The sequence below is a fragment of the Actinomadura sp. J1-007 genome, from assembly GCF_009793335.1.
GTDB lineage: Bacteria > Actinomycetota > Actinomycetes > Streptosporangiales > Streptosporangiaceae > Spirillospora > Spirillospora yumaensis.
Genome location: NZ_WING01000001.1, coordinates 5,133,501 through 5,157,559 on the forward strand (window position 1 = coordinate 5,133,501; position 24,059 = coordinate 5,157,559).

The window sequence follows — 24,059 nt, forward strand, 5'->3', positions numbered from 1 at the left end:
GAGCAGGTTCGCCCGCGCGGCTCAACGGCGGATGGAGACCGGCTGGACCGGCCCGCTCGCGGATCGGGCGACGACGCGTTCGATCTCGGGCACGACGGCCGCGGGGGACGGCTGGGCGAGCATCTCGCCGCGCAGCCTCCCGGCCGCGTCGCGGTACGCCGGCTCGGCGAGCACCTCCGCGAGCCGGTCCCGGATCGCCGCCGGGTCCTCGACGGGCGCGGGCAGGACGGCCCCGGCGCCGGTCTCGGCGATCCGCGCGGCGTGCCGCACGTGGTCGGGCAGCCGGGGGACGAGCACCTGCGGCAGCCCGGCGGCGAGCGCGGTGAGCAGCGACCCGGCGCCGCCGTGCGCCACGACCGCGTCGCAGCGCGGCAGCAGCAGGTGCAGCGGCGCGGACTGGGCGATGTGCACGCCGGACGGCACGGCGCCGAGTGTCGCGCGCTGGCCCGGCGTGACCGCCGCCACCACGTCCACGTCGAGGTCCGCGACCGCGCGGACGGCGTCGCCCGCGAGGAACAGCTCGGGGTCCAGGCGGCTCATCGTCGTCCCCCAGGTGACGCACACGCGCGGGCGGCCGGGGGAGGCGGCGGGCGGCAGCGGGCGCGGGTGCCGTCCCGGCCCGTTGTACGGCACGTACCGCATCGGCAGCCGCGGGGAGCCGGTCGGGAGCTGGAGCCCCGCCGGGCACGGGTCGACGGTCGCGATGCCGAACGGGTCGACGCCGTCCAGCCCGAGCCGTTCGCACAGCGGGGCGAGGGCGTCGGGCAGGAACCGGCCCGCCGCGCCCAGCAGGTCCGTCCCGTACAGGTGCCGGATCGCGGGGACGCCCGCGACGGCGGCGGCGAGCGGCCCGGCGAAGCACGTCGGCTCGAACACGACGGCGTCGGCGCGCCAGCCCTTCGCGAGCCGGGCCAGGTCGTCGGTCATGGAGTCCGCGAGGGCGGTCAGCAGGCCGAGCACGCGCGGCCCGCCGCCGCCGCGCCCGCCGCCGTCCGGCGGGCGGACGATGTCGCGGAAGACGCCGACGGCGTCCACGTGGTGGCCGACGGGCGCGGCCGTGAGACCGGTCGCCTGGATCGCGCCGGTCAGCTCCGGCTGGCTCGCCACCAGCACCTCGTGCCCGGCGGAACGGCACGCCCACGCGAGCGGCACCATGGCGTACAGGTGCGAGGGCCAAGCCCAGGTCGTGAAGAGTATGCGCATGCGCCCAGGTCAGCACCGTCCGCTCGGCTCGCCCTCCACGACCGGTCGAGCCCGCGTGCGCGAGGCCGGCGGACCGCGCGGGTCGCGCGGGCGCGCGGGTCAGCGGCGTCCGGGGGCCGGGGCCTTCTCGCACAGGACGAGGGTCTCGTTGTCCTCCAGCGGCCGGTGCGTCACCGACGCGAACCCGGCCGACTCGGCGAGCCCGCTGAGCTCCCCGACCGTGTACTCCTCGCCCTCCTCGGTGACCAGCGCCATGATCAGGCTGGCGACGAGGTTGTCCACCGCGGGGCGCGCGTCGGCGAGCATCCGGTCGTGCACCATCAGCACCCCGCCGGGCCGGACGGCCTGGAACGCCTTGCGGATCAGGATCTCGCGGCGCTCGGGCGACCAGTTGTGCAGGACGTGGCCGAGGATCAGCACGTCGGCGCGGGGCAGCGGGTCGCGGAAGAAGTCGCCCGCGTGGAAGCGGACCTTGCCCGCGAGGCCGAGCTCGGCCATCCGCTCGTCGAACGGCCCGGCCATCTGCGGCAGGTCGAACACCCGCCCGGTCAGCCACGGGAACTCGGTGACGAGCCGTCCGGCGAGGTCGCCCGCGCAGCCGCCGACGTCCAGCACCGAGCGCCGGGCCGTCCAGTCGATCGCCGAGACCAGCCCGGGGACGAGCGGGGCCAGCGCCCCCTCCATCATCCGGATGTAGCGGCGCAGCTCCTCGGGGTCGCGCAGCATGGCCTCGAAGCCGTCCGACGTCGAGCGGGGCTTGCCGCTGCGCAGCGTCTCGGTCAGCCCGTTCCACAGCGGGTACAGGTTGGCCTTGGCGCCGAGCAGCGAGCCGCCGACGAAGCCGGGGCGCCCGGCGACCAGGTGCTCGTCGGCGGCGGGCGTGTTGCGGTACCGGCCGTCCTCCTCCAGCAGCAGGCCGAGGGCGGCGAGCAGCGCCAGCAGGTCGCGCAGGCCGCGGCCGGGCAGCCCGAGGCGTTCGCCCAGGTCCCGGTCCGTGGCCGGCGCGCCGTGCAGCGCGGTGAACAGGCCGAGCTCGACGGCCGTCAGCAGCGCCTGCGCCTCGCAGTAGGCGTTGCCGAGCCTCAGGATCCCGTGCGCTGTGCCGGTGTCAGGGGCCGCGGTCACCATCATTCGGACGTCCTTTCCGCCGTCGACCACACCACGGCGTGACCGTCCCGTACCTCCTTGGAGCCTCGGTCGAAGCGCGCGAGACGGGCGCGCGAGGCCGCCCCGGCGACCGTTCCCGGCGCTGTACCGATTTTCGAGCCCGGCGCGACAGCCTGCCCGCACAGTCCCTCTGTGCGACGAGTGTTCGATGACCGAGGACGGTGAGTGCGGTGCGCGTGAGCGCGACGAAGGAGACCTGCGCGGTGGCCAGCCTGTGCGTCTACAACGTGCCCGAGGTCTTCGACCAGGACGAGGACGGCCAGGTCGAGGTGCTCGACGCCGAACCGCCCGCCGACCTGCACCAGGCGGTGCGCACCGCCGCGCGGGCCTGCCCGACCCGGTCGATCCACATCGAGACCCCGTAGCCGGACGGGCGCATCCCGGACGAGCACGAGGAGCACCACGGCACGAGGAGCACGACGGGCACGAGGGCGCGGCGCGGCGGCGGCGCGGCCACCAACGAAAGGGAGACGCGGATGTGCGGCATCGTCGGTTGGGTGGACTACGGCCGTGACCTGGCACGGGAACGGCCGACGCTGGAGGCCATGACCCGGACCCTCGCCGCGCGCGGCGTCGACGACCGGGGCCTGTGGATCGGCGGGCACGCCGCGTTCGGGCACACGCGCACGTCCATCATCGACCTGGAGGGCGGCGCGCAGCCGCTCACCGTCGAGGAGGACGGCCGGCCCCTCGCCGTCATCGTCTACAACGGCGAGGTCTACAACTTCAAGCAGTTGCGCGGCGAGCTGGAGGCGCGCGGGCACCGGTTCAGGACGCGCAGCGACACCGAGGTGGTGCTGCGCGCCTACCTGGAGTGGGGCGCGGACGCGGCGAAGCGGCTGGAGGGCATCTTCGCGTTCGCGATCTGGGACGTGCGGCGCGAGGAGCTGCTGCTCGTCCGCGACAGGCTCGGCGTGAAGCCGCTGTTCTACGCGCTGCGGCCGGACGGGGTGCTGTTCGGGTCGGAGCCGAAGGCGCTGCTCGCCAGCCCGCACGTGCGGCCGGTCGTGGACCTGGCGGGGCTGCGGGAGATGTTCGCGACGGCGAAGCGTCCGGGCCAGTCGGTGTTCCGCGACATGGCCGAGCTGCTGCCCGGCCACACCCTCACGATCGGCCGGAACGGCCCGGTGGACCGGACGTACTGGACGCTGGAGGCCCGCCCGCACACCGACGACAAGGACGCCACGGTCCGGCACGTCCGCGGGCTGCTGGAGGAGATCGTCCTGCGGGAGCTGGTCGCGGACGTCCCGCTGTGCACGGCGCTGTCGGGCGGCGTGGACTCCAGCGCGATCACCGCGATCGCGGCCAAGTGGCGCTGGCAGCTCGACGGCGAACGGGTCCGGACGTTCGTGACGACGTTCGACGAGTACGCGCAGCGGTTCCGGCCCGACGACGTGCGGTTCTCCCCGGACGAGCCGTACGCCGCCGAGGTGTCGCGGCACCTCGGCACCGAGCACGTGCCGATCGTGCTGAGCACCGGCGACCTGATGGGCCGCGAGACGCGCGAGGCCGTGCTGCGCGCCCAGGACATGCCGACCACGCTCGGCGACATGGACACCTCCAACTACCTGACCTCCCGCCGCATCAAGGAGCACTCGACGGTCGCGCTCGCCGGGGAGGTCGCCGACGAGATCTTCGGCGGCTACAACTGGATGCACGACGAGGACCTGCTGAACGCCGGCACGTTCCCCTGGACGGCGAACGAGCCGCGCCAGCCGGGCTCCCCGAAGGGCCAGGGCCGGGGCCTGTTCGACGGCGGCCTGATGGACAAGCTCGAACTCGGCACGTACTACGCCGACCACTTCCAGGAGGTCCGCGCGCGGGCGCCGCACCAGGAGGGCGAGAGCCCGGCGGAGCGGCGGATGCGGGACGTCTCGTACGCCACCCTCACCTGGTGGCTGCCGATGCTGCTCGACCGCGGCGACCGGCTCTCGATGGCGCACGGGCTGGAGCTGCGCGTGCCGTACGCCGACCACCGGCTGGTCGAGTACCTCTACAACACGCCGTGGTCGCTGAAGACCTTCGACGGCCGGGAGAAGAGCATCCTGCGCGCGGCGGTCGCCGACCTCGTCCCGTCGTCGGTGCTGGAGCGCACGAAGAGCCCCTGGCCGGTCACGCAGGACCCGGCGTACGCGGCGATGCTGCACGAGGAGCTGTCGGCGCTGCTGAACGACCCGTCCTCGCCGTCCCTGCCGTTCCTGGACCTGGACGCGGTGCGGCGGACGATCGAGGAGCCGTCGGGCATCGCGCACGAGTGGGTCAGCCGCATGAACATCGAGATGGCGCTGGAGTTCGACGCCTGGCTGCGGCTGTACGACGTCGAGCCGGCCATCTGACGACCCGCGCACCCCCGCGCCCCCACACACCGATCTTCGATTCACCGATCCCGGAGGCGGACGGCATGGAGTTCTCCGACATCCTGCGCAAGCGGCTGATGGTGCGCGGCTACACCGACGAGCCGGTCTCGGACGAGGCGCTGGACCGCGTCCTGGCGGCGCTGCGGCGCGCGCCGAGCGCCGGGTTCAGCCAGGGCCACCGGCTCGTCGTCGTCACCGACCCGAAGCTGCGGCAGGCCGCCGCCGACATCGCCGAGGCGCGGTACGTCGAGCTCGGCTTCCCCCGCTGGATCGCGTCCGCGCCGGTGCACATCTACGTGTGCACGCGCGAGGCGTCGTACCACGAGCGGTACAACGCGGCCGAGGACGTCCGCGAGGGGTACGACGAGATCCCCTGGCCGGTGCCGTTCTGGTGGTTCGACTGCGGAGCGCTGTTCATCATGCTCCAGTTGGCGGCGATCAACGAGGGGCTGGCGACCGGCATGGTCAGCTCCGTCTACACCGGCGAGCTGGACGCGCTCGCCGGCGTGGTCGGGCTGCCGGAGGACGTCGCGCTGGCGGGGATCGTCACGATCGGGCATGAGGACACGAGCCTCCGCATGCCCGTGCCGCCGAACGCGGCGAAGCGCAAGCCCAACGAAGAGCTCATCGAGTGGCGCCGGTAGGCCCCCGGCCGTACCGGCGCCGGTCCGCGTTCTCACCCCCTGGAGGCAGTGACATGCGTTTCATCCCGACCCGCCGCCGACCACGGAGCAGGCCGCTCCGGGCGGCCCGTTCCGTCGCGGTCGCCGCCTGCGCGGGCGTCGCCGCCGCGCTCGCCGTCGCGGCCGTGCCCGCGAGCGCCGACGCGTCCGGCCACGGCAGGCACCGGACCGGCACCGTCTACCACCTCGACTGCCGGTCGGGGAACGACGCGTCGCCGGGAACGAGCCCCGGCACCGCCTGGCGCACCTTGGACCGTGTCAACCGGCAGGCGCTCCGCCCCGGGGACTCGGTGCTGCTGCGCCGGGGGACGCGCTGCGACGGCGTCCTCCAGCCGCAGGGCTCCGGCACCGCCGCGGCGCCGATCACGCTCGCCGCGTACGGCCGCGGGGCCCGCCCGGCGATCGCCGGCGGCGGCGCCCGCGCGGCGGTGTTCCTGCACAACGTGCAGGGCTACGAGATCCGCCACCTTGACATCTCCAACACCCCGGCCGCCCCGGACGGGAAGGCGCGCGGCGGCATCTACGTGCTGCTGGAGGACTACGGCACCGGCCGGCACTACGTGGTCCAGGACGTGAAGGTGCACGACGTGCCCGGCTGCGACTGCCTCCAGCCGGAGCTCGACAACGCGGGCGGCGTGCTGTTCAAGGCGGCCGGGTCGGAGAAGCCGACCGGGTTCGACGGCATCGACGTCTCGCGCACCACCGTGGCCACCGTCGACAACATCGGCATCGGCACCCTGTCGCAGTGGTCGCGGCGCGAGCCGCTCTACCCGGCGGGCACGAACTCGTTCGTCCCGATCACGCGGGTGCACGTCCACGGCAACCGGCTCAGCGACATCGGCGGCGACGGCATCCTCGTGCAGAACGGCCTGAACCCGCTCACCGAGCGCAACGTGGTCGACGGCTTCGGCGTGCGGGGCACGCAGGCGCACGCGGGCATCCTGTCGTTCAACTCGACCGGCGCGACGTTCCAGTTCAACGAGGTGAAGAACGGCGCGCTGAACCCGCCCGCGTTCGCCTACAACTTCGACGCCGCCAACTCCGGCTCGACGTACCAGTACAACTACAGCCACGACAACGGCGCGTTCATGGCGTTCTGCGCGGTGCCCGGGTCCACGTCGGACGGCGCGGTGATCCGCTACAACATCAGCCAGAACGACAAGGGCATGAAGTTCGGCACGTTCGACGTGCCGGTGGTCGCGACGGGCTGCGCGGCGCCGCAGAAGAACATCCGGTTCTACGACAACGTGGTCTACAGCGAGGTCGCCCCGGCGCTCGTCGGCGGGCTGATGAACACGCCGATCTCCTACAGCAACAACACGTTCGTCGGACGGGCCGAAGGCTCGACGGTCGCCGACCCGAACAGCACGTTCGACCACAACCTCTACAGCAACGTCGGGGCCCTGCCGCCCGACGGGCACGCGGTGAACGCCGACCCGCGCTTCACCCGGCCCGGCGGCGGCGTGCTCGGCTACCGGCTCAAGTGCGGCTCGCCCGCCATCGGCGCCGGCGCGGTCATCCCGAACAACGGCGGCCGCGACTTCTTCGGGTTCCGCGTGCCCGCCGACACGCCCCCGAACATCGGCGCCTACCAGGGGCCCTGCGCGAAGGGCTGAACCGCGCGCGGTCCGTCCGACCGCAGGGGCACCCCGTCCGACACGCAGGGCGATCCGTTCGACCGCAGGGAAGGGAGCGGCAGCACCATGGGTTCTCCGGCCAAGGCCGACACCACCGGTAAAACCGATAACACCGACCACGAGGACTTCAACACGCAGCACCGCGGAGGGGTGTTCTTCGAGCAGCTCGGCATCGACCTGTTCCCGCACGCGCACCTCGGGTTCGCGCTCGCGCCGGGCCACCGGTCCGAGACGCTCAACACCGACGAGGAGGGGTTCCGGCTCTCCGCCTCGCCGCACGGCCCGGTGGACAGCGTCTCCTGGGTCGCGGACGGCGGCGGCGGGCTGCTGCTCGGCAGCTCCGTCGCGTTCGGCCTCGGCGCGACGTCCGACTCCACCACCCTCGCGTCGCACCTCGCGGCGCTCACGGGGGAGCGGTGGCTGAACCTCGCGGTCCTCGCGGCCAACTCGACGCAGGAGCTCATCGCCGCGATCCCGTACCTGCACGCCGCGAAGACCGTGGTCGTGTTCAGCGGGCTCGGCAACTACATCGGGCTGCTGCGGGCCCGCACCTGGAACGCGTTCGGCCCGATCTTCTACGAGGGGACGTTCGCCAAGCTCACCCAGGTCCCGCTGTTCGACCTCGCCGCGCTCTCGACCGGCGACGCCGACCTCGCCGAGGTCGAGGCCAACCGGCGCGAGGCGCCGGTGCCGCCGGAGCCGGACGCCTCGCAGTTCCGGCACCGGGTCGAGGAGGCGGCGCGGATCCAGCTCCGCGACCTCGCGTTCGTCGCCCGGACGGCCCCGGAGGGCACGCGGGTCGTGTTCTGCCTCCAGCCGCTCGCGACGCCCCGCACGCGGGAGCTGACCCCCGAGGAGCAGGAGCGGTACGACTTCCAGGAGTCGCTGCTCGGGGTCCCGAACGAGGTCGTCGAGCAGCACTTCGAGACGTTCGGCGACATCATCGAGAAGGGCTGCCCGGGGCTCGGGGCCGAGTTCCTCCGGATCGGGGCGCACGAGTTCGTCGGGCCCTCGTTCGTGTCCAACGGCGTCCTCACCGACGAGGGCAACCGGCAGGCCGCGCAGAAGGTGCACGCCTTCCTCGAAAAGGGCTGAGCCTTCCTAGGGAAGCCCGCCGCCGACGCCCGCGTGCCGTGCCGCACGCGGGCGTCGGGCCGTTCCGTCACGCCTTGACGGGCTCGTCCCAGTCGACGTGGTAGTCGTACACGCCCATGACGGCCTTGCTGTTGGACGTCAGCTTCAGGATGAGCGGCAGCACCGCGTCGCGGACCATCCGGCCGACCGGGCCCGGCGCCTTGTTGCTGTTGATCCGCGCCGCCGCCTTGATGATCGCCTCGACCCGCGGCCGGCGCAGCTCCTCGAACCGGGCGAACGCCCGCGCCGGGGTCGGCAGGTCGCGCAGGCACTTGGCGAGCACCACGGCGTCCTCGATGGACAGCGACGCGCCCTGCCCGGACGTCGGCGTCGGGGCGTGCGCCGCGTCCCCGATGACCACCATGCGGTCGGTGTGCCAGACCGGCAGGCGCGGGACGGAGTGGACGGGCGTCGCCTTCATGTCGGCCGGGTCGCTCGCCCGCACGCACGCGACGCCGGGCCCGGCGTCCGGCGCGTACAGGTCGGCGAGTCGGCGCTGCCAGTCCTCGCCGGAGACCATCTCGACCTCGCCGCGGACGGGCTCGTCCGGGCGCGGCAGGTTGGCGAACCACCACACCGTCCCGTCCGGCGGGACGACGTAGCCGAAGAACGCCCGCTTCCCGAAGATCATGGTGTAGCTGCCCGGCTCGCCGTCCACCTCGACGCCCGAGGCGTAGCCGCCGAGGTTGACCAGCCCGGAGTAGTGCGGGGCGGGCGCGGCCGGGTCGATGACCGTGCGGACGGTGGAGTGCACGCCGTCCGCGCCGACCAGGATGTCGCCGGTCGCCTCGGTGCCGTCCTCGAACGTCGCGACGACGCCGTCGACGGTCTCGCGGGCGCCGACCAGCCGCTTGCCGTGCTCGATGCGGACGCCGCGCGAGGCCGCCTCGTCGTGCAGCGCCCGGTACAGGTCGGACCGCCGGACGGTCTGGCTGGTCGTGCCGTCCGCCAGCTCCTTGCCGGTGCGGTTGCGCCCGAGGTCCTTGCCGGTGGTGCTGCGCAGCAGGATCGCGGGCGTCGGGAAGCCCTTCTCCAGCGCCGCCTTGTCGGCGCCGATCGTGCGCAGCGCGTCGATCCCGTTGGACGCGAGCGTGAGGAACACGCCGGTGCCGTCCGCGGTGCCGGGATACGCCTCGTAGACGACCGGCTCGATCCCGGCCCTCCGCAGGGCCATCGCGGCGACGGGGCCGGCGATCCCCCGCCGATGACCAAAGCCGTCCTGGTTGCCGTCATGTCTGACTCCCCAAGATCTCTTGCCATGCTCGGATGTAGTCGGGCCGCTGGAGCGACTCGATGAGCCGGGTGACGAAGCGGCACTCCGCCTCCAGGACGGCGAGCTCGTACTCGTCCTCGACCAGGAAGACCCAGATGACGCCGTTGTCCGAGGCGGTCCGCACGGTCTCGCGGATCTCCTCGATCTGGGCGTTCAGCCGGTCGAGGCGCTGCCGCAGCAGGGCCGTGGCGTCGTGCGGGGCGAGCACGCTGAGCAGGGAGAGCGCCACGCCGAACTGCGGGTACTCGTTGCGCGGCTGCGCCACCAGCTCGCGCAGCCAGTCGTAGAGCTCGTCCCTGCCCGCGTCGGTGAGCGCGTAGACCGTGCGCTCCGGCCGCTGCGTGTCGCGCACGGTCTCCCGCTCGGCGATGAAGCCGGCCTTCTTGAGCTGCTCGACCACCATGTAGAGCGAACCGCGGTTGTACTTGAGCGTGCGGTCGTTGCCGTGCTCCTTCAGCCGCCGCCCGATCTCGTACGGGTGCATGGCCTCGACGAGCAGTTCGGCGAGGACCGCCAGGGCCAGCGGGTTGCCCACCTTGCGTTGCGCCACCACGACGTCCTTGTCCTCATCGGTTTAGCCGATACCAACTATCCAGTGCTTGTTAGTCGATGTCAACTATTCGCTCGCGATGAGGCGATCCCGGGGGCCGGGGTCAGGCGGCGGCCAGCTCCACCACCGACAGCGGGGGCGCGGGGTGCACCGCGGCGACGCGGAGCCCGGCGTCCGCCGCGAGCCCGGCCAGCTCGGCGACGCCGCGCTCCCGGCCGCCGCCGAGGTAGGCGAGCATCCGCAGGTCGGTCTCGGTGTGCAGCTCGCCGTCCGGGCCGATCCGCTCCGCCACGAACACCCGGCCGCCGCCCGCGGCCTCGGCGCACCGCCGCAGGATCGAGCGCGACGCCTCGTCGTCCCAGTCGTGCAGGACGGCCGACAGCAGGTAGCCGTCAGCGCCTTCGGGCAGCGGGTCGAAGAAGCTGCCCGCCACGACGTCGCACCGGTCCGCGAGCCCCTGCGCCGCGATCGTCTCCCGCGCCTCCGCGACCGTGTCGGGCAGGTCCAGGACCGTTCCCTTCAGCCCCTCGTGCGCCTTCAGCAGCGCCGCCAGGACCGTGCCGTTCCCGCCGCCGACGTCCACGAGCCGTCCGAGCGAGCCCCAGTCGAACGCCTGCGACACGGCGTGCGCGCGGCCCATCGCGTCGTACCCCATCTGCGTGTTGAACGACGCCCTGCGCTCGGGTCGGCCGCCAGGTCGTCCCAGAACGACACCCCGAACTGCGCGGTGAACGCGGCCTCGCCCGTCCGGACGCTGTGCAGCAGGTTCGCGAACGCGACGTCCCCGCGGCCCATCGCGCCGTCGATGTCGAGGAACGGCCGGATGCTCCCCGGGTGGTCGGAGCGCAGCGGCCCGCCCTTCTCCGACACCTCGTACCGCCCGGACGCGTCCCGGACCAGCACGCCGACCGCGGCGAGGTGCCGCATGACCCGGTCGAGCGCCTCGGCGTGCGCGCCGGTCTCCTTGGCCAGCTCCGGCGCCGTGCGCGTCCCGGCCGCGATGCGGTCGGCGACGCCGAGCGTCGCCGCCACCCGGATCGCCATCGGCGTCATGACGTCCGCCATGCCCCACAACCCGGTGTCGTGCCCTGTCATCGGCTGCTCCTGTCCTCGTCCGAACGTCGAGAGCCCAGATGTAGTCGCCCGCGCTCGCAAGCCCGTCGAGGGGGCGCCCGCCGCTTCGGCCGTCGCTCCAGAAGGTGTCGAGCCACTCTCCGTAGCTTGCGGGGGACATCCGCGAAAGCGCCTCACAGTTGGGAACCGAGGATGACCGACCAGACCCAAGCCGACGGCACCCACCCGAACGCGTCGACGTCCTGGTGATCGGCGCCGGCCCCGGCGGCAGCACCACCGCCGCCAAGCTGGCCCAGCTCGGCCACGACGTGCTCGTCCTCGAACGGCGCTCGCTGCCCCGCTTCCACATCGGCGAGTCGATGCTGCCGCACATGAACGTCATCGCGAAGCGGCTCGGCGTGTGGGACCGGATCACCGAGCAGGGCCACGTGCCGAAGCACGGCGCCGAGTTCTGCCGCGTCGGGTCCGGCAAGTACGGGCGCGTGCCGTTCGCCGCCCAGGGCGAGGGCCGGGAGCACTCGACCTTCCAGGTGGAGCGCGCCCACTTCGACAAGGTCCTCGCCGAGTTCGCCGTCGAGTCCGGGGCGCGGATGCTCCAGAACGCCAACGTCGAGCGGCTGATCGTCGAGGACGGCGACCGCGTCGTCGGCGTCGTCTACCAGCACGAGGGCAGGACCCGCGAGGTCCGCGCCCGCTGGGTGGTGGACGCCGGCGGCCGGTCGAGCCTGATCACCAAGCGGTTCAAGCTGCGCCGCCACCTCGACCGGATGCGCATGGTCGCGGTCTTCCGGCACTTCACCGGGATCGACGAGCGCAAGAACCCGGGGAGGAGGGCGACATCATGATCGGCAGCCACGACGACGGGTGGCTGTGGGCGATCCCGATCTGGCCCGACACGATGAGCGTCGGCTCCGTCATGCGCCGCGAGGTCTTCCGCTCCGGAGAGCCCGAGGCGCTGCTGAACGAGCACATCGCCCGCCTCGACCGCATCTCCAGCCGCATCGCCGGCGCCGAGCCCAAGGGCGACGTGCACATCGAGGCCGACTACTGCTACTACTCCGACACCATCGCGGGCCGCGGCTGGTTCATGGTCGGCGACGCCGCCTGCTTCTTCGACCCGATCTTCTCCGGCGGAACGTTCCTGGCGATGTCCACCGGCTACCGCGCCGCCGAGATCATCGACACCCTCCTCGCCGACCCGTCCCGCACCCAGGAGCTCCAGGAGCGCTACTCCGGCTTCTACAAGACCGGCTACGACCTGTACGCCCGCGTGATCTACGCCTACTACGAGGGCAAGTTCAACATCAAGCACTACCTCGTCTCCGTCGAGGACAAGCTCGGCGGCGGCTCCTGGTACGACAACCAGTGGGTCGTCCGCCAGTTCAGCGGCGACTTCTGGAGCGAGGAGAACCTCCTCAACCAGGCCCTCATCAGCGAGAAGCGCTTCGACACCTTCGCCCCGTTCACCCGAGTCTGGGACTGCCCCTGCTACCCCAAGGAACCCGCCGCCGCCTAACCCCCGAGCAGGAGGGCCGTCCCCCGGCCCTCCTGCCACCACAACCAACGAACGCGGGCATTCCCAGCGAATCCGGCCGCGACAAGCCCGCGAACTGCTCGTCGCCGACCGCCCCGCACCGCGGACACAGACAGCCGGGTCACCTTAGGGCCGCAGTACGTCGCCAGTCCATACTGGCTTACCATCGACGCCTGACCCAGCGGGAGGGTCCCCCTCCGGGACGGTCCTGACCAACCGGTCTCGACCGTTCCGCCGCGAAAGGACGCCAGCCAATGCCGTCAGCCCTCCCGTCGCTCGTTCAGCTCCTCATTCTGATCGCAGCGGTCGCGATAATATTCTCGGCGGGCACGGCCTATTTCAAGCACACCGCCAAGCGACGCCACAACAAGTAACACTCCGACCCGACGCCGCCCCCACACCACCCGCGCCCACGGCTCCTTTCTCCTGGGCCGGACACCGGCGAACGGGCTCGTCATGAGGAAGGCCCCTTGAAAAGGGCTCGTCCTTCTCCGGAGGCAGGAAGCGTGCGCGTCGAGCGGTCTCCAGGAGACGCGACGCGTTACGTGCGAGGTCGCGCAGTGAGAGCCGTACACCAGCCGGAAGGAGAAAGAGCTCCACGCTCGGAGGCAGGAGCAACGCGAGTTGGTCCGTTGGAATGGGCTGCAAGTACGTACAGCCGGGTGGTGGCTCTGCGGAAGGCCGTTCTGGACCCGTGAACGCAATGAGGAAGTGCCGGCCATCGTCGAGCAACACCGGCGGCACGCCGGTCTGTTGGATCGGCACCCAGACGGTGGATGGATGGGCGGCGTCGGGTCCTGTGCGCTCGCCCGGACGATCGTTGTCGTTCACGACTCAGAGGGATGAACGGCCTGGAGTAGCGACCAGGAGAAGACCACGTCATAGACGGTCGTCGAGCCGTCGCCGAGTTCGTGGGCCAGCGTGTAAGCACCGTACGGAGGCCATACGTCACTGGCCTGGAGCGGGCCGAATCGCGCCTCGACCTCGTCTCTGGTCACGCTCCAGACGGCCAGTTGCGACGGATCCTCGATGGAAGGCGGTAGCGCGCCCTCCGGGCGGACGAACTGTTCGTCCCAAATTCCCCCGTCGGGAGAACCGAACACTGCGAAGTGAAAATCATCCCAAAGACGCAATGGGAAGATGCGGACTGTACGCTCTTCCCCCGCGACGACACGCTGCTCCTCGTGCAGAACCGGTGCCAGGAGTTCGCAGACCTCCTCGAAAGCCGGTCGCATGAGGAAATCCTTGTCCTTGACGCGCTCGGTCGACCACTGCATCCTCGCCCGGTCCAGCCCGAGACGTTCGAGCACCTGCTCGACCGCCTCGTCCGGAGCCACGATCATCGCGTGGAGAATATAGAGTTCATAGTCGAGCGCGGTCAGTGGCTCGTCATCAGGCATTAATTGATCCAATCAATCGAGAAACTCGACTCTGGCTTTGGCGGAACCCTTTTCAAAGATGCGTCGTGATCGCCGCAGGGTGATCTCGCCGTCCTTGCCGACGACGAACGTGTCCGGAACGGTAGGGTGCCCCGGCACCACCGCGATCCGGCCGTCGGGCAGACGGATCTGACCGGCACTGCCCCACGCGCGCTGTGCGGCGGCCATCGCCACGTCGGCGGCGCCTTGCTGCGGCAACCCCAACTCTTCGACTCTGCGCATGATGTGCAACCGTTTGCCCGAACTCAGGCTCAAGGTCTCCTGACCGATGACCTTCCCCGCGAGCTCCGGGCCATGCTGTTCGTAAACACCTCGCAGGCCACCTGCGGCATCGGACAGTTCCTTCAGCTGTTGTGCGGTGTACTCCGGCACGCGGGGCTTGACGTCTCCGGAAGGAGTCGTGCCTCCGCCACCGGCTACCTTCTTGTCACCGGAAGGCTTTCCGCCGACTTTGACGTCTCCGGACGCCGGTTTGGGAGGCGTCTTGTCCGCGGGTTTCGGCTGTTCAGGGGGAGTGCTGGGCTTCGCCTCGGCAGCGTGACCTCTCTCAGCGTCCGGCGACGGCTTGCTGGTCTTGAGTTTGGCTCGGATGCGGCCAACGGCCTTGATACCGCCACCGCCGGTCGCGATCGTCAGTACGAGTCCTGGGACGACGTGACCGAAGGCCCGAATCGGGTCGTTCTTCCACTCCTCCCAGTTGGCGACGGCCTTGGCGAACTGCACCGGATGTTGCGCGCCGTCGATCAGGCCCTTGACCTGTCCGATGGGTCCTCGTTCGGCCCAGCCGTCAGCGTCGAAAGCGTAGTAGACCGGTGCGCTCAAGGGGTTGGACGCAAGCGCGCTCAGCCCGAGATCCTTGGAGCCTTCCCATAGACCGGGCAGGTAGTGGTGAGCGTAGTCATTCCATGCCTTCTCAAGTGGGTTCCCGGTCTTCCCGCGCTGAGCCAAGGCAAGCTGCGCGGCGTTGGCCGCGGCTTGGACGACCTGCTGCTGATCGGTCTTGAGGAGCTCGTCGCGGCGGCGTTCGAGGTCACGCTTCTGGTCGGCGACCCACCTCCCGGCGCGGCCGATGGAACGAGCCGCCCCTGTGCTCAGCCCCAGGCCGCGCAGAATGCGCTCCAGCTCTTCACCCGAGTCCTGCCAAGCTCGCCCTGCCCTCGTCATTTCCTCGGCGAGCAGGTTGATTTGGTCGGGACGCCCGCTCAACACATCTCCAGATCCACGAGGAGCCGCTGACGGAGATCCCGAGATACGTGGGGCGGCGACATGCCGCGGAGGCTCCTTCGCCTCCGCGGCTAAAACACGAACCTGCTCGAAGGCGTCTAGAAACCCGTTCCGCACCGATCGATGTCGATTCGCGAGGGCCGAGAACAACTGATTCCCAGCGGGACCGACCAACGCCCCCTCGCTCAGCAGCGCGAAGGCGCGCCGCAGCGCCGGCCCATGCTGCTCCCCCAGGCGCGCGACCTCGGCGAGCACCGCTGCGGCCCGCTCCGCACGTGCCACCTCCGCTACCCGAGCACACCGGTCAATGCCACTATCGACATCCCGTCCGGAGTCACTCGAACGCCCTCCGACCCAGTTCTGAACACATGCAAGCGGCCCCCATCATGGCAGAATAATCGAGTCGTAACGGCCAGAACTAACGCACTTCATGACAATGGGTCAATCGATCTACAATCGTGGCCACACCTGGTCAACTTCGTCCGCAACGCGGACGCTGAGCTCCGTCCGGCCGGTGGACCGCACAGGCGGTCAGGGTGAGCTGGGCGCGAGAAACACCGCGTACGACCAGCCCTGAGAGCCGGGAGGTCGGCGGAGCAGCCGCTGAAGATCACGGACGCGGTCTGCCGCAACGTCGGTCACCGGGCGTTCGGAGTGTCCGAAGCGCCTGAGCATTTGACCGTCGTAGCGACCGACAGAGCTCAACGGCGCACCCGTAGGATCTTGACCCCTACGAGGACGCGGCGGCCTCGTCGCGTTCGTCGACGACTCAGATGTGCCTTGGAACGAGCAGTCTGCGTACCTGCGTGGCGTCCTGGGGGATGGCCTTCTCGGGTCAGTGCCATCGGCTGAAGTCGCCGCGGGCGATCTCCGCACGCCGAGACCGGATGACCGCCATCTCGTTCAGCGCCATGATCGGGAGCAGGAGCGGCACCACTGCGAGCAGCCACGGTGACGCCACCGTCAGCAGGGCTCCTCCCAGCCCGCCGACGAATCCCAGAGTTCGAAGGGCCATCCGGCCATCACGCCGTCCCAGCTCGGATGGCCTTCGGAGATCTTCAGGACCATCGCCGCCCACAGCGCCCAGCAGGCGCCCGTCCAGGCCAGGCAGAACGAGAAAACCACATTGGTCAGGCGGTTCACGTACTCCCGGCTCTTGGGCTCCTCACCGGTGTAGGCGTTCAGGTACCAGATCGCCAGAACCATCAGCACGGCCCCGATCAGCACGATGCACAAGCCGACGACCAGGCCCAGCCGCCACATCGCCGGTTCCCGGTCCTTGTACATCGATCAGCTCATCCAGACGGCGCGGTCACCGGACCTCATCAGTGCCTGAAGGACTCGATGTCGCCGTAGGGGTCGGGGTCGTCAGGGTTATCGGGATTCTTGCGCGCCGGGGTGCGTCCCCGCGTGCTGAATCCGTCGAATACCTCGCCACGATCTGACCGGCCTGAACGGGTCCGGTAGTAGTAGAGACTCGCTGACCCCAGTGCGAACACCGCGACGACGAACATCAGATACAGCGGCATACCGGAACCCGACCCTTCTGCCCGCCAGCCCCCAGAGCCTAGCCAACACGGGATCGAAGCGTGGCCGGCGATCTTCCGTTCGGTCCCGGTGGCGGGCTCTGCACCGCTCCACAATGGTGCGTGGTGTGACCGGAATCGGCCTTCGCCCCGCGCTGAGGAGCCTCAGAAGCCGCCCGACCGGCTCTGGTGGGGGGCGGTGGTGCTGGCACTCTCGGGGGCGGGCCGGATTAAGTGGGGTTGGGGGTTAGGAGGTGGGTGCGGAGGGCTTTTTTGTCGGGCTTGCCTATTGAGGTGTGGGGGAGGGTGGGGAGGAGTTCGAGGCGTTCGGGGATTTTGAAGGCGGCTACGCCTCGGGCGGTTAGGGACTCGGCCACCTCTTCCAGGGTCAGGGTGCGGCCCGGGTGGAGGCTGGCGAAAAGGCAGACGCGTTCGCCTACCTCGGGGTCGGGCATCGCTACGGCCGCTACCTCTGAGACCTGGGGCATTTCCTGGACGAGCGTCTCGATCTCGCCGGACGAGATCTTCTCGCCGCCGCGGTTGATCAGGTCCTTGACGCGGCCGCAGACGACGACGTTGCCCTCCGGGGTGATGCGCACCAGGTCGCCGGTGCGGTACCAGCCGTCGGGGGTGAACGACACGGCGTTCTGGTCGGGGACGCCGTAGTAGCCGCGCGGGGTGTACGGGCCGCGGGTGAGGAGTTCGCCGATCTCGCCCGGGAGCACCGGGTTTCCGTCGGGGTCGATGACGAGGAGTTCGTCGTACGGGCTGATGGGGGCGCCTTGGGTGCCGTTCGCGATCTCGGGGGGCGCGTCGGGCGGGGTGTAGCAGATCAGGCCCTCGGCCATGCCGTACACCTGCTGGAGGCGGCAGCCGAGGGCCGGGCCGATGCGCGCGGCGACCTCGGGGGAGAGGACGGAGCCGCCGACGTGGATCGTGCGCAGGGTGGAGAGGTCGGCGGACGTGGTCGCGGCGGCGGACGCCCAGCGCAGCGCGACGGCGGGGACGGCGGAGGTGGAGGTGACGCCTTCGGCCTCGATCGCCGCGAACACCGCGTCCGGGCGCGGGGACGGCAGCAGGACGGCGCGTCCGCCGGAGAACAGCGCGCCGAGGATGCCGGGGCTCGCGAGCGGGAAGTTGTGCCCGGCCGGCAGGACGGCCAGGTAGACGGTGCCGGCGTCGAAGCCGCAGGCGAGGGCGCTGCGGCGGGCGTTGTACTCGTAGTCGTCGTGGGTACGGCTGATCACCTTCGGGACGCCCGTGGTGCCGCCGGACAGCAGCATCAGCGCGACGTCCGAGCCGGACGGGGCGCGGGCGTCGAGCGCCTCGCGGCGGGCGGACGGGTCGCCGCCGCGTTCGATCAGCGTCCGGACGTCCACGCTCCCGGGCCGCACGTCGTCGCCGACCACCAGGACGCGCGCGGGCTCGGGCAGCGCCGACGCGACCCGGTGCGCGAGGGCCTGGTGGTCGTAGCCGCGCCAGGTGTCGGGGACGACGATGCCCTTCACGCCGACGTGCGCGCCGATCGAGGTCAGCTCGTACTCGCGGTGCGGCGGCAGCATCATCACCGGGACGACGCCGAGCCGCAGGCACGCGAACGCGACCACGACGAACTCCCAGCCGTTCGGGAGCTGGACGAGGACGGAGTCGCCGCGTCCGAGGCCGCTCGCGGCGAGGCCCTCGGCGAGCGCGTCGGACCGTTCGGCGAGGTCGCGGTAGCCGAGGCGGCGCTCGCCGTCCACCACGGCGGTGCGGTCGCCCCACTGGTCGGCCCACTCCCACGGGTACGAGCCGAGCGGGCGGCCCCGCCACAGGCCCGCCGCCCGGTACGCGTGCGCGAGGTCGGCGGGCCAGGGGGTCACGTCGTCGGGGTTCATGTCGGCTCCCTTCAGCCGGCGAGGGCGGACTCGCCGCCGTCGATGCGTTCGGCGAGCAGCGCCGCGACCGCGTCGATCGTGGGCCGGTCCCAGAACAAGGTCGCCGAGAGCGGCAGCCGGAACCGGCGCTCCAGGCCGCGCCGGATCCGTACGGTCATCACGGAGTCCACGCCCATCTCCACCAGGGGGCGGCGCGGATCGACCTCGGCGGCGGCGAGCTTGGTCTCGGTCGCGACCTGCCGCTGGATCTCCTGGGTGAGGTAGACGCGCAGCTCCGGCAGGTCCAGCCCGACCCACGGCGTCGGCGCGGGCTCGGTGCCGCCCGTACTTTCGGCGGGGGTGTCGGCGGGCAGCTCGCTCAGCAGCGGCGCCCGGCGCTCGCCCGCCTCCAGCGGGATGGTGCGCAGCACGGCGGCGTAGCCGAGCCCGTACCGCTCGGCCAGCTCCCACGAGTCGAACGCCTCGGTGAGCGTGATGTCGCCCGTCCCGCGCGCGTTCAGCTCGGCGTCGATCGCGGCGGACGAGGTGGACATGCCGAGCCCGCGCCACGACGTCCAGGCGAGGCTGGACGCGGCGGTGTCCCCGGCGGCGCGGCGGTGCGCGGCGAGCGCGTCGAGGAAAGCGTTGCCCGACGCGTACGCGGCCTGCCCCGGCAGCCCGAGGAGCTGCCCGCTGGAGGAGAACAGCACGAAGAAGTCCACGCTGCCCGGCGGGAACAGCGAGTGCAGCACCATCGCGCCGTCCACTTTGGGCCGCAGGACGCCGCGCAGCGTCTCCTCGTCCAGCGCGCGCAGCGGCTGGTCGGCGAGGACGCCCGCCGCGTGCACGACGCCGCGGATCGGCGGCAGCCCGAGCGCGGACGGGCTGAGGGCCTTCGCGGCGGCCTCCCCGTCGGCGACGTCCAGCGCGACGGTGACGACGGTGACGCCGAGCCGTTCGAGCGAACGGATCGCGTCGACCTGCGCGAGCCGCCTCGGGTCGGTGAGGCCGTCCCACAGGTCTCGGGGCGGCGGCGCGCTCCGGCCGGCGAGGACGAGCCGCCGCGCGCCGCGCCCGGCGAGCCACTTGGCGACCTCCAGGCCCAGCACGCCGAGACCACCGGTGACCAGGTACGTCCCGTCGGGCTCGCACAGCACGGGCTGGCGGACGGGGTCGCCGTCCAGGCGGCGCAGCCGCGGGACGGACGGCGCGCCGTCGCGCACCACGACGACGTCCTCGCCGCGGACGCCGCGCACGACGTCCAGCAGGCCGGGGACGTCGCGGGGCGAACGGCCGATGTCGACCACGCCGCCCCAGAACTCCGGGTGCTCCCCGCCGATGATCCGGCCGAGGCCCCACAGCGGGCCGTGCCCGAGCGTCCGCTCGCCCGCGCTCTCCCGGACGTCCTGCGTGACGCACCAGAGCCTGGCGGGCGAGGCGAGCCCGGCCCCGGCGAGCCGCTGCGCGGTGCTCGCGAGCAGCCACGCGCCGTCCGCCGCGGCCTCGCCGACGCCCTCCACCGAGCCGCCCGCGGGGGCGGGCGCGGGCACGACCAGGACGATCCGCCCGCTCTCCAGCTCGTCGTCGTCCAGGTCGGCGGGCACCGCGACCGCGCGGTGCGGGACGCCCGCCTCGCCGAGCCGCTCGGTCAGCCGCCCGAGCAGCGCCGAGTCCGGGCCGACGAGCGTCATGCTCGGCCCCGTGCCGTCCGTGCTCGACGCATTCGACGGCTCGCGCTCCAGCGGCGTCCAGGCCATCGCGTGGACGAGGCGGCGCGGGTTGGTGACCGCGCCCGCGTCGCTGTCCAGCGCGCCGTACCGCAGCCGCGACAGCCGGCCGACGACCGTGCCGTCCAGGTCGGTGATCTCGACGTCCACGGTGTCGTCGTCCACCACGCGGACGGTGACGTGCGCGCGGGCGGGCGGCGCCTCGGCGAGCGTGACGCGGTGGATGTGCGCGGGCATCCGCAGGATCGGCGGGCCGGTGAACGCGACGGACGCGGCCGACAGCGCGGCGTCCAGCACCGGCGCCCAGGTGGCGGGCGGGTCGTCGGACTCGCGGTCGGCGCGGATCGTCGCGGCGAAGGAGCCCTCGCCGACCCGGATCCGCTCGACCTCCCACGGGAAGCCCATCGCGGCCACGCCGAGCGACGCGAGCCGGTCGATCACGTAGCCGGGCAGCAGTTCGACGTTGTTCGGGCCCATGCTGACGCGCGGCGCGGCGCGCGGGTCGGTGCGCGGCTCGATCGCGGCGGTCGTGTGCGTGACCCACCCCTCGCCGTCCCCGGGGCCCGTGCCGCCGCCGCCCGCGTCGACGATGCGGGACGACAGCCGTACCGTGCCGTCCTGGAGGACGATCTGGAGGTCGCGCGGGCTCGCGACGCTGACCGGGACGCGCAGCGCCACGTCGGTGAGGTCGGGCCACGGGCCGGTGGACGTCGCGGCGGTGAGGAAGCTGTCCAGCAGCACCGCCGCCGGGATGATCTCCACCTCGCGGACGGGGTGGTCGCCGGGGTACGGGCGCGAGTCGCGGTCCAGGTGGGTGCGCCAGACCTGCGCGGGCGTCGTGCCGTTCACGCTGGTCCGGCCGCCGAGCAGGGTGTGGCTGTCCACGTCGTGCTGCTCGACGTGGCCGGCGCGGGCGGCGGGCTCCTCGGCCCAGTGCCGTTCGCGCTGCCACGCGGTCGCGGGCAGGTCCGCGAGCGCGCCGTTGCGCCACAGCGCCGTCCAGTCGACCTCGGCGCCGTGGCACCACAGCAGGCCGAGGCCGCTCAGCAGCTCCTCGCGCTCGCGGCGCTTGCGGCGCAGGGAGTGCGTGGCGAACGCGTCGCCGACGCCGAGGTCGTCCAGCGTCTCGTTGATCGAGTGCTCCACCACCGGGTGCGGGGAGACCTCGACGAACAGCCGGTACCCGTCCTCCGCCGCCGCCCGCACCGCGCCCGCGAACCGCACCTGGTTGCGCAGGTTCGCCGCCCAGTACGCGCCGTCGCGCGGGGCGTCCGAACGCGGGTCCGCGAGCGCCGTGCCGTAGACGGGCACCTCGGGCGCCGAGGGCGGGAGGTCGCCCGCCGCCGCGGCGAGCCGGTCCAGCAGCGGCTCCATCTGCGGGCCGTGGAACGCCACGTCCGAATCGACCTTGCGGGCGGACAGGCCGTCGGCGCGCCACCGCTCGCGGATCTCCTCGATCGTCGCGGGGTCCCCGGAGATCACGGTCGAGCCGGTGGACGAGGCGACCGCGGCGGCGGCGCCGGGCCAGGGCGCGAGCCTGCGCTCGGCCTCGTCCGCCGGGAGGTTGACCATGGCCATCGCGCCCTGGCCCGCGACCTCGCGCAGCAGCACCGAGCGGCGGCAGACGAGCCGGGCGCCCCGCTCCAGGGTGAGCACGCCCGCGGTGACGGCGGCGGCGATCTCCCCGACCGAGTGGCCGAGCACCGCGGCCGGGCGGACGCCCGACGCCCGCCACACCGCCGCCAGCCCGACCTGCACCGCGAAGATCATCGGCTGGATCACGTCCACCGGCTGCGGCTCGTCGCTCAGGATCGTCGCGCGCGGCGACACCCCCATCTCCTCGACGAACACCGGCTCGATCGCGTCGATCACCTCGGCGAACGGCGCGCTCCCGGCGAGCAGCCCGCGCGCCATCCCGGTCCACTGCGAGCCGTGCCCGGAGAACACCCACACCAGGCCCTCGCCCGCGCCGGGCAGCACCGCGCCGGCCGCCGCCCTCGGGGCCTCGTCCGCGACCTCCCGCAGCTTCGCGACCAGCTCGTCCCGGCCGTCCGCGACCACGGCGGCGCGTTCGGGGAGGTGGGCGCGGCGGTGCGCGAGGGTGTGGCCGACGTCGGCGAGCCGCAGCGCCGGGTCGCGTTCGAGGCGGTCCGCGAGCCGTCCGGCGTACTCCTGGACGGCCGCCGCGCTCGCGCCCGCCAGCGGGTACACGGCGAGGCCCGGCTCGCCGCCCGAGCCGCCCGCCGCGTCCCCGGCCGCCGCGTCCCCGGCCTCCGGCTCGTCGGCCGCCGCCGCCCCGGCCCGCGGCTCGTTCACCCGCTCGGCCTCTTCGAGGATGACGTGCGCGATCGTCCCGCCGTAGCCGTACCCGGAGACGCCCGCGCGGCGCGGCCCGCCGCCGTCCGGGCCGGGCCAGGGGGTCGGCTTGGTGACGACCCGCAGCCCGGCGGTGTCCCACGGGATCGCGGGGTTCGGCGTGGTGAAGTTGAGGTTGGGTGGGATCTCGCGGTGGCCGAGCGCGAGCACCGTCTTGATGACCCCGGCCATCCCCGCGCCCGCTTCGAGGTGCCCGACGTTCGGCTTGACCGAGCCGATCAGCAGCGGGCGCTCCGGGTCCCGGCCGCGGCCGAACACCTCGCTCATCGCCTGCGCCTCAAGGGGGTCGCCGACGCGGGTGCCGGTGCCGTGCGCCTCCACGTACCCGACGGTCGCCGGGTCCACCCCGGCCGCCTCGTACGCGCGGCGCATCAGGTGCGCCTGCGCGTCGCCGTTCGGCGCCATGATCCCGTTGGTCTTGCCGTCCTGGTGCACCGCGCTGCCGCGCAGCACCGCGAGGACCCGGTCGCCGTCGCGGCGGGCGTCCGCGAGCCGCTTGAGGACGATCACGCCGCCGCCCTCGCCGCGCCCGTAGCCGTCGGCGTCCGCGTCGAACGACTTGCTGCGCCCGTCCGGGGACGTCGCGCCCGCCGCGTCCAGCACCAGCGACAGCCCCGGCGCCGCCATCACCAGCACGCCCCCGGCGAGCGCCACCGGGCACTCCCCGGCCTGGAGCGCCCGCACCGCGAGGTGGATCGCGACCAGCGACGACGAGCACGCGGTGTCGACGGCCATGCTCGGGCCGCGCAGGTCCAGCAGGTACGACACGCGGTTCGCGACCGCGCAGTACGCGCCGCCGACGCCCGTCCACGCCTCGATCCGCGGCAGGTCCTCCAGCAGCCGGCGGCCGTAGTCGTCTGAGCCGACGCCGACGAACACGCCCGCGTCCGTGCCGCCGAGGTCCGGCGGGCGGATCCCGGCGTGCTCCAGCGCCTCCCAGGACAGCTCCAGGACGATGCGCTGCTGCGGGTCCATGAGCGCGGCCTCGCGCGGGGTGATGCCGAAGAAGTCGGCGTCGAAGCCCCGCACGTCGTCGAGGAACGCGCCCCGCTTCGTGACGTCCCTGACCGCCGCGGCGTGCTCGCGGCCCTGCGAGGCGTACCAGTCCCAGCGTCCCTCGGGGAGCTCCCCGATGCTGTCGCCGCCCGCGCGCAGGAAGTCCCAGAAGCCGTCCGGCGAGTCGAGGCCCCCGGCGAACCGGCAGGCCATTCCGATGATGGCGATGGGCTCGCGGTCGCGAGGGCTCATCGGCGTTCCTCTTTCGCTCATGTTCACGAACACTCACAGGGGCACGGCAGG

Annotated in this window: 20 protein-coding genes; 7 read left to right on the plus strand and 13 right to left on the minus strand. The window is 72.4% G+C overall.

The window, feature by feature from the left end; all coding sequences use genetic code 11:
• Positions 1 to 21: 21 nt before the first annotated feature.
• Together GEV43_RS23380 and GEV43_RS23385 are read right to left on the minus strand one after the other, a co-directional pair.
• A complete protein-coding gene (locus GEV43_RS23380) occupies positions 22 to 1,203 on the minus strand; it encodes a nucleotide disphospho-sugar-binding domain-containing protein (RefSeq protein ID WP_160822518.1) in 1,182 nt (393 codons plus the stop codon).
• Positions 1,204 to 1,302: 99 nt separating this feature from the next.
• Positions 1,303 to 2,334, minus strand: a complete 1,032-nt coding sequence (locus GEV43_RS23385) for an acetylserotonin O-methyltransferase (RefSeq protein WP_241683016.1) — start codon at positions 2,332 to 2,334, stop codon at positions 1,303 to 1,305.
• Between the two features lie 212 nt (positions 2,335 to 2,546).
• On the opposite strand from GEV43_RS23385, the gene GEV43_RS23390 reads away from it, so the two are divergent.
• From GEV43_RS23390 to GEV43_RS23410, 5 genes are all read left to right on the plus strand, one after another.
• A complete protein-coding gene (locus tag GEV43_RS23390) occupies positions 2,547 to 2,735 on the plus strand; it encodes a ferredoxin (RefSeq protein WP_309239796.1) in 189 nt (62 codons plus the stop codon).
• Between the two features lie 111 nt (positions 2,736 to 2,846).
• The gene (gene asnB, locus GEV43_RS23395) at positions 2,847 to 4,706 is read left to right on the plus strand and encodes an asparagine synthase (glutamine-hydrolyzing) (protein WP_160822520.1); all 1,860 of its coding nucleotides are present in this window, start codon (positions 2,847 to 2,849) and stop codon (positions 4,704 to 4,706) included.
• Positions 4,707 to 4,771: 65 nt separating this feature from the next.
• Positions 4,772 to 5,371, plus strand: a complete 600-nt coding sequence (locus GEV43_RS23400) for a nitroreductase family protein (protein ID WP_160822521.1) — start codon at positions 4,772 to 4,774, stop codon at positions 5,369 to 5,371.
• Positions 5,372 to 5,424: 53 nt separating this feature from the next.
• Complete coding sequence (locus GEV43_RS23405) at positions 5,425 to 7,026, plus strand: right-handed parallel beta-helix repeat-containing protein (protein ID WP_160822522.1); 1,602 nt, start codon at positions 5,425 to 5,427, stop codon at positions 7,024 to 7,026.
• Positions 7,027 to 7,113: 87 nt separating this feature from the next.
• Positions 7,114 to 8,142, plus strand: a complete 1,029-nt coding sequence (locus GEV43_RS23410; protein ID WP_160822523.1) for a hypothetical protein — start codon at positions 7,114 to 7,116, stop codon at positions 8,140 to 8,142.
• 67 nt (positions 8,143 to 8,209) lie between these two features.
• Here the strand turns inward: GEV43_RS23410 and GEV43_RS23415 are convergent, their stop codons facing one another.
• The 4 genes from GEV43_RS23415 to GEV43_RS55055 all read right to left on the minus strand — a co-directional run bounded on the left by GEV43_RS23415 (position 8,210) and on the right by GEV43_RS55055 (position 11,069).
• Complete coding sequence (locus tag GEV43_RS23415) at positions 8,210 to 9,355, minus strand: FAD-dependent monooxygenase (RefSeq protein WP_160822524.1); 1,146 nt, start codon at positions 9,353 to 9,355, stop codon at positions 8,210 to 8,212.
• Between the two features lie 55 nt (positions 9,356 to 9,410).
• Positions 9,411 to 10,004 (minus strand): PadR family transcriptional regulator, encoded by a 594-nt coding sequence (locus tag GEV43_RS23420; protein WP_309239797.1) that lies wholly within the window; start codon positions 10,002 to 10,004, stop codon positions 9,411 to 9,413.
• Between the two features lie 103 nt (positions 10,005 to 10,107).
• Positions 10,108 to 10,659 carry a methyltransferase gene (locus GEV43_RS55050; RefSeq protein WP_309239798.1) on the minus strand — a complete coding sequence of 184 codons (552 nt, stop codon included), beginning with the start codon at positions 10,657 to 10,659 and terminating at the stop codon, positions 10,108 to 10,110.
• On the minus strand, positions 10,542 to 11,069 hold the full coding sequence (locus GEV43_RS55055; protein ID WP_309239799.1) for a hypothetical protein: 528 nt from the start codon (positions 11,067 to 11,069) through the stop codon (positions 10,542 to 10,544). The genes GEV43_RS55050 and GEV43_RS55055 overlap by 118 nt, the downstream gene beginning before the upstream one ends.
• Positions 11,070 to 11,257: 188 nt before the next feature.
• Here GEV43_RS55055 and GEV43_RS53290 point away from each other — a divergent pair, with 188 nt between their 5' ends.
• Positions 11,258 to 11,923 (plus strand): NAD(P)/FAD-dependent oxidoreductase, encoded by a 666-nt coding sequence (locus GEV43_RS53290; protein WP_254715871.1) that lies wholly within the window; start codon positions 11,258 to 11,260, stop codon positions 11,921 to 11,923.
• The gene (locus GEV43_RS53295) at positions 11,920 to 12,594 is read left to right on the plus strand and encodes an NAD(P)/FAD-dependent oxidoreductase (RefSeq protein WP_160822527.1); all 675 of its coding nucleotides are present in this window, start codon (positions 11,920 to 11,922) and stop codon (positions 12,592 to 12,594) included. Before GEV43_RS53290 ends, GEV43_RS53295 begins: the two co-directional genes overlap by 4 nt.
• A gap of 845 nt (positions 12,595 to 13,439) precedes the next feature.
• On the opposite strand, the gene GEV43_RS23440 is transcribed toward GEV43_RS53295, so the two are convergent.
• From GEV43_RS23440 to GEV43_RS23465, 7 genes are all read right to left on the minus strand, one after another.
• Positions 13,440 to 14,012, minus strand: a complete 573-nt coding sequence (locus GEV43_RS23440; protein WP_160822528.1) for a hypothetical protein — start codon at positions 14,010 to 14,012, stop codon at positions 13,440 to 13,442.
• Positions 14,013 to 14,024: 12 nt separating this feature from the next.
• On the minus strand, positions 14,025 to 15,257 hold the full coding sequence (locus GEV43_RS23445) for an SPOR domain-containing protein (protein ID WP_160822529.1): 1,233 nt from the start codon (positions 15,255 to 15,257) through the stop codon (positions 14,025 to 14,027).
• Positions 15,258 to 16,110: 853 nt separating this feature from the next.
• Entirely contained in the window at positions 16,111 to 16,236 is a 126-nt protein-coding gene (locus GEV43_RS53905) for a hypothetical protein (protein ID WP_302930951.1), read from the minus strand.
• Positions 16,237 to 16,238: 2 nt separating this feature from the next.
• The gene (locus tag GEV43_RS23450; protein ID WP_160822530.1) at positions 16,239 to 16,562 is read right to left on the minus strand and encodes a hypothetical protein; all 324 of its coding nucleotides are present in this window, start codon (positions 16,560 to 16,562) and stop codon (positions 16,239 to 16,241) included.
• A gap of 38 nt (positions 16,563 to 16,600) precedes the next feature.
• Positions 16,601 to 16,804, minus strand: a complete 204-nt coding sequence (locus tag GEV43_RS23455) for a hypothetical protein (RefSeq protein ID WP_160822531.1) — start codon at positions 16,802 to 16,804, stop codon at positions 16,601 to 16,603.
• Between the two features lie 227 nt (positions 16,805 to 17,031).
• Positions 17,032 to 18,678 (minus strand): (2,3-dihydroxybenzoyl)adenylate synthase, encoded by a 1,647-nt coding sequence (locus GEV43_RS23460; RefSeq protein WP_160822532.1) that lies wholly within the window; start codon positions 18,676 to 18,678, stop codon positions 17,032 to 17,034.
• A gap of 11 nt (positions 18,679 to 18,689) precedes the next feature.
• Positions 18,690 to 24,008: a type I polyketide synthase gene (locus GEV43_RS23465; RefSeq protein WP_206681244.1), complete on the minus strand. Its 5,319-nt coding sequence runs from the start codon at positions 24,006 to 24,008 to the stop codon at positions 18,690 to 18,692.
• Between the last annotated feature and the right edge of the window lie 51 nt (positions 24,009 to 24,059).

Bases quoted from the DNA above. Each gene is read 5' to 3' on its own strand.
- GEV43_RS23455 (WP_160822531.1), bottom strand. From the start codon at position 16,804: ATGCCGCTGTATCTGATGTTCGTCGTCGCGGTGTTCGCACTGGGGTCA.
- GEV43_RS23400 (WP_160822521.1), top strand. From the start codon at position 4,772: ATGGAGTTCTCCGACATCCTGCGCAAGCGGCTGATGGTGCGCGGCTAC.
- GEV43_RS53295 (WP_160822527.1), top strand. From the start codon at position 11,920: ATGATCGGCAGCCACGACGACGGGTGGCTGTGGGCGATCCCGATCTGG.
- GEV43_RS23440 (WP_160822528.1), bottom strand. From the start codon at position 14,012: ATGCCTGATGACGAGCCACTGACCGCGCTCGACTATGAACTCTATATT.
- GEV43_RS23415 (WP_160822524.1), bottom strand. From the start codon at position 9,355: ATGGCCCTGCGGAGGGCCGGGATCGAGCCGGTCGTCTACGAGGCGTAT.
- GEV43_RS23450 (WP_160822530.1), bottom strand. From the start codon at position 16,562: ATGTACAAGGACCGGGAACCGGCGATGTGGCGGCTGGGCCTGGTCGTC.
- asnB (WP_160822520.1), top strand. From the start codon at position 2,847: ATGTGCGGCATCGTCGGTTGGGTGGACTACGGCCGTGACCTGGCACGG.
- GEV43_RS23385 (WP_241683016.1), bottom strand. From the start codon at position 2,334: ATGATGGTGACCGCGGCCCCTGACACCGGCACAGCGCACGGGATCCTG.
- GEV43_RS55055 (WP_309239799.1), bottom strand. From the start codon at position 11,069: ATGGCGGACGTCATGACGCCGATGGCGATCCGGGTGGCGGCGACGCTC.
- GEV43_RS23465 (WP_206681244.1), bottom strand. From the start codon at position 24,008: ATGAGCCCTCGCGACCGCGAGCCCATCGCCATCATCGGAATGGCCTGC.
- GEV43_RS23410 (WP_160822523.1), top strand. From the start codon at position 7,114: ATGGGTTCTCCGGCCAAGGCCGACACCACCGGTAAAACCGATAACACC.
- GEV43_RS23405 (WP_160822522.1), top strand. From the start codon at position 5,425: ATGCGTTTCATCCCGACCCGCCGCCGACCACGGAGCAGGCCGCTCCGG.
- GEV43_RS23460 (WP_160822532.1), bottom strand. From the start codon at position 18,678: ATGAACCCCGACGACGTGACCCCCTGGCCCGCCGACCTCGCGCACGCG.
- GEV43_RS55050 (WP_309239798.1), bottom strand. From the start codon at position 10,659: ATGGGGTACGACGCGATGGGCCGCGCGCACGCCGTGTCGCAGGCGTTC.
- GEV43_RS23380 (WP_160822518.1), bottom strand. From the start codon at position 1,203: ATGCGCATACTCTTCACGACCTGGGCTTGGCCCTCGCACCTGTACGCC.